The organism is Psychrobacter sp. AOP7-B1-24 (assembly GCF_052376215.1).
GTDB lineage: Bacteria > Pseudomonadota > Gammaproteobacteria > Pseudomonadales > Moraxellaceae > Psychrobacter.
Genome location: NZ_JBQSVL010000096.1, coordinates 1 through 8,650 on the forward strand (window position 1 = coordinate 1; position 8,650 = coordinate 8,650).

Consider the following 8,650-nt stretch of genomic DNA (forward strand, 5'->3'; position numbering starts at 1 on the left):
TGGTTTTTTTATTGCGCTACTTGTTGATGGCTCTACTACCGGCTTACTTGATTGCTGTGAACTACAAGCCGTCAACCCCACACTGGCGACAATAGCCAATAACAGTGTGTGTTTGGTTGCATGATATTTATGTACGCGCGAAAAACAGGCAGATGACACAGATGACATAGCAACTACTCCGTATAATGGATAGATAATGGGTTTTTACAAACAATAATAGTCAAAAGTTGAGTTAACTATACTTCAGCTATTTTGTAAAAGCTACCAACCAAAGCACGATAGAGAAACTTAATAAAGCGCGTCACGACCTGTCGTCTATTATGACTTATGCCTTTTTAATTCTGCCAATTTCCTTTACGATAGCACTATCCTATTTGTACGCCTGAACCAATTATCTATACCTATTAAAACTGATAAGTGAATCCTATTTTATGTCTGATGTTATTGATAATACGATTGCCCCAATCATTCCCAATGAACCGATGGATACTCGCTCAGTCGCGGAGTTCACTGAGCAAGCCTATCTCAACTACGCCATGTACGTCATTATGGATCGGGCTCTGCCAAACATCGCTGATGGTCTAAAACCTGTCCAGCGTCGCATCGTCTATGCCATGAGTGAGCTGGGGTTAAAGTCCTCTGCCAAGGCCAAAAAGTCTGCACGTACGGTCGGTGACGTATTGGGTAAGTACCATCCGCATGGTGACAGTGCTTGTTATGAAGCCATGGTGCTGATGGCGCAGCCGTTCAGCTATCGCTATCCGCTTATCACGGGGCAAGGTAACTGGGGTAGCCCAGATGATCCAAAGTCATTTGCCGCGATGCGTTATACCGAAGCTAAAATGTCAGCTTACGCTAATACCTTGCTTGCAGAATTAGGTCAAGGTACGGTCGATTGGCAGGATAACTTTGATGGCACGATGCAAGAGCCAACCACCCTACCTGCCCGCCTGCCCAACATCTTGCTAAACGGTACAACAGGTATCGCGGTCGGTATGGCAACCGATATTCCACCGCACAATCTCAATGAAGTGGTACGTGCGGCAATTCGTTTACTCAAAAATCCCGAGCTATCGGTGAAACAACTTACCCAATCGATACCAGCGCCAGACTTGCCAACCCCTGCTGAAATCATTACCAGTAAAAAAGATTTGCAAGCGATGTATGAGACTGGTCGCGGTAGCTATAAGATGCGCGCAACCTTTCATGTTGACCCTAAAGAAAAAAATCTCGTCATCATCGATGCTCTACCTTATCAAGTATCAGGCAACAAAATCCAAGAGCAAATCGCCAAGCTCATGACGGATAAAAAATTGCCTTGGGTCACAGACATCCATGATGAATCAGATCACGAAAATGCGTGCCGTATCGTGCTGGAGTTAAAATCAACACGGGTCGATGTCGATCGCGTCATGAGCCACCTATTTGCCAGTACAGATCTAGAAAGCAATTACCGCGTCAATATGAATATGATTGGTCTAAACGGTAAGCCGCAGGTTAAAAACTTAAGAGAAATTCTTGATGAATGGCTAATCTGTCGCCGTTCTGTAGTCACGCGCCGCTTGCAATATCGCCTTGATAAAATCGACAAGCGCTTGCATATTTTGGCGGGTTTACTGATTGCTTATCTGAATATTGATGAAGTCATTCGTATCATTCGTGAAGAGGACGATCCAAAAGCAACATTGATGCAAGATTATGATCTGACTGACATTCAAGCCAATGCCATCTTGGATATTCGTCTGCGTCAGTTGGCAAAATTAGAGGAGATTGAGCTGCGCCGCGAGCAAGATGAGTTGGCTGCTGAACGCGCCACTATTCAAGAGTATTTGGACAATCCAGACAGTCTGACCAACTTGCTGATCGAAGAGCTGACCGCTGATATGAAAGAGCACGGCAATGAACGCGTGTCACCATTGGCAGAGCGCGAAGAAGCGCAAGCACTAAAAGAGTCTGACCTTGTGCCGAGCGAGCCTGTCACTGCTATCTTGTCAAAAGCAGGTTGGATTCGTGCTGCTAAAGGTCATGATGTCGATGCCGCTGGCATGAGCTATCGCTCAGGTGACAGCTATCAAGCGCACGTGCGCGGTAAATCCAACGAGAGAATATACATACTCGACAGCACTGGACGCAGCTATAGCATTGATGCGCACAACCTTGCTTCGGCTCGTGGTCAAGGCGACCCGCTGACCAGTGTGCTAAAGCCACCAGCAGGTGCTAGCTTTGAGCAGCTACTAACGGGTGCTGACAATCAACGTATTATTTTGGCCAGCTCGGCAGGTTACGGTTTTATCAACACACTTGGCAACCTAGACAGCAATCAAAAAGCGGGGAAAAATATCATTAATCTCGCAGCTGAGAGCCGCTTACTCCCTGTTGCCCGTATCGATGCCTCAGTAGAAACGCCTGCCAATGCTGACGGTGAAAGTACCAATGCAAAGGTAGCGCCTGACCATGTCGCCGTGGTGACCAATGCAGGGTATTTACTGATATTTGCGCTCGATGATTTGCCTGAGCAGGCGCGCGGTAAAGGCAACAAACTTATCAAATTAAAAGACAGCGAAGAAGTACTTACCGTCACGCCACTCAGTCAGCAAGACAGTTTAGTCATTACCGCCGGCAAGCGGCATGTGACGCTAAAGCCAAATGACTTAGCTAACTACACGGGTGTGCGCGGCAATCGCGGTGGTCAATTGCCAAGAGGCTTTCAGAATGTGACGAGTGTTGAGGTTGGGTAACTAGGGTTTTGGTATTCCAAAATAAGCGTAGGTGGAGCAATAGCGCAGCCTAAACTTAGAATCAAAACATCTATTTTGACTAAAGCTCAGTTCATTAAGGATTGAAATGACAACTGAAAACTACTCTTCCGATGCCCCAGTTTCTACTAAAGAAGAAGATATATTCTCTCGTTGGAAATTTTCTGAACGAGTAGCACAAGTAATTGCTAATCGTCGTGACCCAAGCAGTATCGTAATTGGTCTTTACGGTAGATGGGGCGATGGTAAAACATCAGTCCTCAACTTTATTGAACAATCTCTTAATACAAACGATGATGTTATATGTATAAAATTTAATCCTTGGCGGTTTGGTACAGAAGATCAGCTCTTAATGGGGTTTTTTAACCAAATAGCTGATGCTTTGGACACCAAGCTAGCAACAAGAGAGGACAGATTTAAAGATATTAGTAATAAGATATTAAAACCTATATCTAGTGCAGCTGGCATGGAAGCAGTAGGCGAAATAGTATCGTCTTACATTTCAATGCCAGATATAAATGTTTTCAAGAGTAGAACTGAACAGCTTTTAGAAAAATCTCAAAAGCGTGTATTGGTCTTGATTGATGATGTTGATAGATTAGATAAGACGGAAATTCATGCCTTGTTTCGTCTAGTAAAACTGACAGCTGACTTTAAGTACACCTCTTACATTCTTTCATTTGATAAAGATATTGTTGCTTCATCTTTACAAAATAGATATTCGACTTCTAAAGGAAACTCTGGCGAAGCGTTTCTAGAAAAAATCATACAAGTACCTCTACATCTACCACATATTAATAAGTTAATACTCAGGGATTTTTGCTTTCAAGCAATTGAGGAAGCGTTGGACTTAGCAAGTATTCAGTTATCTCAAGAACAAGCCCAAGAGTTTGGAAAAAACTTTATTTCAGCATTTGAGAAATGTATCACAACACCAAGAAAAGCCAAACTTTATGGCAATATTCTGACATTCTCTTTACCTATTTTAAAAGGCGAAGTCAATCCTGTGGATTTGATGTTGATAGAAGGCATTAGAGCTTTCTACCCTAGACTATACGAGTCTATCAGAGATAACGAGGAACTATTTGTCGGAACTCTCTCTGCTAGTAGTGGCTCATTTCATGACGCTGACAAAGAGCGGATTAAAACGCTCATTGACAACGCACTAGATACGACTGCATCAAACAATAAAAAAGGTTTGAAAGAATTGTTAAAAAACCTTTTCCCGAAACTACAAGCTGTGTATGGAAGGGTACACCACTCAGGAGACTCTCATAAAATTTGGACTGATAACCAAAGAATATGTTCGAAAAACTACTTTTCAAGATACTTTGCTTACTCAGTATCGCCTAGTGACGTATCTGACATAGAAGTAAGCCAAGTATTGCAGAATATAAATAACTGGAATGAGCCTTTTAATCCTCAAGAAAATTCACTAAAAAATTTTATAACACCCAAAAATGCTGAAAAGGTAATACAAAAATTACGTAGCCAAATTGACTGGAGTGACGGTGATTACCAACCTCTAATTCTATCTATAGCACAAGTTGGCGATATTATTCCTGATACTAAAACCTTTTTGTCTTTTAATACTCTTGTTCAATCTGTAGTGTTAATTGCAGATATGATAATTAATACCGATAAAAATGAACAAATAAAAATTGCAAAGCTTGCGCTTGATAATGCCCCAACACTTGAATACAAGACTGAATTATTCAGATGGCTGTATCATAGCGAAAATGAAAACCCGAAACCTAACTGTTTTAGCTTGGAAGAAAGAAACGAGTTAGGTGAACATCTAGGAAACGAAATATTTTCTAAGATTGAGTCTATTGACATCACCTCTGAACACCCTGACTTAGTATCACGTATTTTTTGGATATTAAGTGAATATGTGAACAAAAACCGTTTGAATGATTATGTAAAGTCATTAGTTAGCTTAGACCTATCAACTGTTTATCGAATCCTTAACGATTACATCCCTACTTTTACGAGCCTTACGAACGGAATTACAAGTAAAGAAGGTTTTGATGAAACTGCCTATAAAAGCTTATCCAAGGTTATCGATGTCTCCATTCTATTTGAATCAATTGAACAGAACCATCCCGACTGGATAGTCAATCTAAATGAATATCCAATATTGAAGAGTCGTGATGAAGACAGAAAATCGATTATTCCTCAACAGTTTATTTGGTGGTATAGAAGAGGAATTATTAGAAATAAATACAACAATCTAAAATATCAACACTTTAGCTTAGTATCAGTTTCAACAAATTATATTGTTCCTTTTATTAATAATATAGATCAGCCCTAACCTCAAACTCCACAATACGACTGACCAACGTTTTCTCATCAGTTAGATGTTGCGAGTATCAGCTAAAACTTTACCACATTAGTAATGTCAGCACATTTCATAGATATATGAAACACAACTTACTCTCATCAAAAAGCCGCCTATACACACGTATAGGCAGCTTTTTTACGCCAATCAGAATAGAGAAGCTATCTAAGGCTTATTGGATTCGGTATCCTCAAATATCGCTTTCAAAAAGCTTGTAATCTGAGTACTTTTCATTAGATAAGGATTAAAGTCAGCACCTGCTGAGAAGCTTTTTAGGGTATATTCTTCGTATTCTACACTTGATGTTAAGTATTTCATCAAAAACCCATCCCACCTATGTACCTCTATCTCCTCAATCTCACTGAGATGAGGTACTAGGTAAGCATACTCATTGATTAATTTGACTAATATTTCATTAATAAGAGGTCTTGGACCTTCAATATTTTGAATGAAGTAATTGTCATTAACGACGAGCGCTGAGGTTACACCACTTTTTTCATTATTTCTTCGCCATTGCTCAAGAAGACGAGCCAACTCTATTCCATTGTTACTGTCACTGTTTTTGCCAATATACGTTAGACTGAGAATAATATGCTGACCATTTTTATTATTGTTTTTTAATTTATGGCTTGTAGCGATATGCATAAGAAACCTTATTTATAAAAAATTTATCTAAAGTAAAAGACACTTTATAGACGGCTTTTTACGCTAACTAATACAACGAACATCTCAATATTGACCGACCTCACCTGTTGTCTCAGTAATCGACATAGGATGCATTATATGCAATAACAAAACTTATAATTCCTGATAATTGAAACAAGTGACTACAACGGCGAATCAACATAATAAATAAACACGGTAAATAGATACAACCCGTTTAAGTTTTTCTGGATTAACTATCCTCAAAGATTAATTTCAAAAAGTTTTCAATCTGAGTATTTTTCATCATATAGGGATTATAGTCAGAACCTACCGAGAAGCTTTTTAAAGCATACTCTTCATCTTCAATGCTTGATGTTAGATGCTTGACTAAAAATCCATTCCACTTGCAGGTTTCTATTTCCTCTAGCTTGACAATATTGGGAAAAATTTCAAAATGTTCCTCAACTATCTTAGCTAAAGCAGTATTGACAGCAGGTCTTGGACCTTGAATATTCTGGACGAAATAATTGTCATTAATCACAAGCGCTGAAACCAAGCCACTTTCATTGAAATATCTTCGCCAGTTTTCAAGAGCACGGGTCAGCTCCACACCTGATTTCATTTCGATGTTTTTGCCAATATACGTTAGGCTGAGAATAATATGCTCACCATTTATTTTTCTATTTTCTGAAGGTTGGCTTGTCATTGTATGCATAAGAAAATCCATTTATAAAATAATTAATCCAAATTGAGAGACATTTCAAAATTAAATACAATTAATAATATTTTTAGCTTTTAATAATTATTTATAATCTAATCTAACATGATTTTTTAGCGTTATGATATGAAATTTTAGTAATATAGGTTACTGATACTTATCAGAGTACAATTGTACTATAAAACTTGGCATAATCACTGCGATATCATTATTCTAATAATTATAATGTTTAATCTGCATTTTACTATAACCCTGTCTCAACTCAATATACAACTGACTCACACTTATTTGTTGCATCAAATGTTGCAAGCCTCAATCAAAGCGTTGTCTACTTACTAAGCTAGCACATTTTATAGATACGTGGAACATAACTTACCATCATGAAAAAGCCGCCTAGAAACTATATAGACGGCTGTTTTATACCTCGATTGAAATAGCTAACGTATCAATAGCGGCCCATCTCAATTGTCGTCTCAGCAGTCATCATATCGCCCTGCCATGACTGCACATCTATCGTATACAAATGATCTTTACCACCTGAACAGGGTGGCTTATATGCACCGCGGACATCGCCCTTACGACTGCGGTATTCAGCCACCATTTCTACACCGACTGGCACTTCATAAGTATGGCCAAACACGCGTGGCACCTCGACACTGGTTTTGCCCTCTGACAATGCGTAGCTGACAATTCCATGCCCGCCCTTTTGCATACGTTTGTTACTCACATCGTTGTAGACAAAGACCAAGCTATCAGCTCCATCAGGAATGTTTGAGACCGTCATACTCGGCGTGGCAGGGCTTTTACCACCGTAGTCTAGACACTGTTGACCCTCAGGTATGCTGTCAGCATTCCACATCTCATCGTTAAACGTTACATCCATCGCAAAGACACTGGTAGATAAAGCCAATGCACTTAGGGCAACCACTTTTTTTAAGGTAAAAACTTTCATAATTATTCCTTTAGACAATTGGTATATTAGCGTAGATAGAGAACATCATTTTCAATCAACAATAAAATTCATAAACAACAATTAATAATAACTTTATAATATATAACCATTGTTAAGTTGATTGTACCTTTTAGAGAATTTTGTTAATCGGTTGAATTAAAAAGAGATAATATTTAGAAAAGAGAATCATCTCAGCCTAGCAAGCTAAAAGAGCTATTAATAAGTTACGCTATCGCCATGTATTTCATAAACGCTGTTATAGTAGTATTTGAATTTATAAATCAATAATAATAGGACAGTCATGTTTGTTGAAGACAAAACCGCCGCGAAGGCGATGGCTCAAAAAATATCCATACCTACACCTAAAATCATATTTTTTGATATTGATGATACCCTCAGCCGCAACGGTATTATCGCTGAATACAATCAGGCCACGTTGGAGCAGCTCGCTAAGAGTAATATCAAACTGGTGATATCAACGGGACGTTCAAAAGCCATCTTGCCGCAAGATATCCTCGCGTTGCTAGAGGCAAATGTACTGGACGCTATTATTTGTATGAATGGCCAATATAGCTTCGATAATAATGGCAGAATCAGCCACTACCCCTTGTCTGTAGAGCAGACCGAAAAAATTGAAAGTTTATGTCTGCAAAGCGATTTTATTCATAAGTTTGACTCGGCCACTCATATCGCTTGGTCAGGTGAAAACGAGCGTCTACGTGAGTTCAATGCCATCACGCCCAATTCTATCGTTGATCCCGAGTACTATAAGTCCAACACCGTTTATCAATGCTCTGTTTTCTTCAATGATCAAGAAGAAAAAATGCAAAGTGTGGACTTTGCAAAATACGAGTTAAAACTGGTTCATTGGCATCAGATTGGCGCAGATATCTTACCTGTAGAAGCATCCAAAGCGCGCGGTATCATAGACGTATGTAAATATTATGACGTAGATGCAAGCGAGTGCATGGCATTTGGTGACGGAATGAATGATTTAGAAATGTTCGATTTGGTTGGGTTTGCCGTGGCGATGGGCGATGCGCAGCCAGCGCTAATAGAACGTGCGGACTTTATCACTGGGACGATTGAAGAATACGGCATACAGACGGTACTTGATCAGTTGAAAACAACGTCATAAGAATAATTATGTAAATAAAGCCATTAACGTTCATTAAAAAAAGCCCTTACTAGGTGACTAGTGAGGGCTTTTTTATTGACCTATTTTCTATAACTATTTA

At 39.3% G+C, this 8,650-nt stretch carries 6 protein-coding genes; 3 read left to right on the top strand and 3 right to left on the bottom strand.

Going from position 1 to position 8,650, the window contains the following annotated elements:
- Positions 1-431 precede the first annotated feature (431 nt).
- Positions 432-2,738, top strand: coding sequence for a DNA topoisomerase IV subunit A (parC, locus tag ACT3QP_RS13285; RefSeq protein ID WP_444525833.1), 2,307 nt, complete (start codon positions 432-434; stop codon positions 2,736-2,738).
- 106 nt (positions 2,739-2,844) lie between these two features.
- Entirely contained in the window at positions 2,845-5,070 is a 2,226-nt protein-coding gene (locus tag ACT3QP_RS13290; RefSeq protein ID WP_444525834.1) for a KAP family P-loop NTPase fold protein, read from the top strand.
- A 192-nt stretch (positions 5,071-5,262) separates the two neighbouring features.
- On the opposite strand, the gene ACT3QP_RS13295 is transcribed toward ACT3QP_RS13290, so the two are convergent.
- The 3 genes from ACT3QP_RS13295 to ACT3QP_RS13305 form a co-directional block, all read right to left on the bottom strand.
- Positions 5,263-5,742, bottom strand: coding sequence for a BLUF domain-containing protein (locus tag ACT3QP_RS13295; RefSeq protein WP_444525835.1), 480 nt, complete (start codon positions 5,740-5,742; stop codon positions 5,263-5,265).
- A 250-nt stretch (positions 5,743-5,992) separates the two neighbouring features.
- The gene (locus ACT3QP_RS13300; RefSeq protein ID WP_444525836.1) at positions 5,993-6,457 is read right to left on the bottom strand and encodes a hypothetical protein; all 465 of its coding nucleotides are present in this window, start codon (positions 6,455-6,457) and stop codon (positions 5,993-5,995) included.
- Positions 6,458-6,905: 448 nt separating this feature from the next.
- Positions 6,906-7,412 carry a hypothetical protein gene (locus ACT3QP_RS13305; protein WP_444525837.1) on the bottom strand — a complete coding sequence of 169 codons (507 nt, stop codon included), beginning with the start codon at positions 7,410-7,412 and terminating at the stop codon, positions 6,906-6,908.
- 301 nt (positions 7,413-7,713) lie between these two features.
- On the opposite strand from ACT3QP_RS13305, the gene ACT3QP_RS13310 reads away from it, so the two are divergent.
- Positions 7,714-8,550, top strand: coding sequence for a Cof-type HAD-IIB family hydrolase (locus ACT3QP_RS13310; RefSeq protein ID WP_444525838.1), 837 nt, complete (start codon positions 7,714-7,716; stop codon positions 8,548-8,550).
- Positions 8,551-8,650 lie beyond the last annotated feature (100 nt).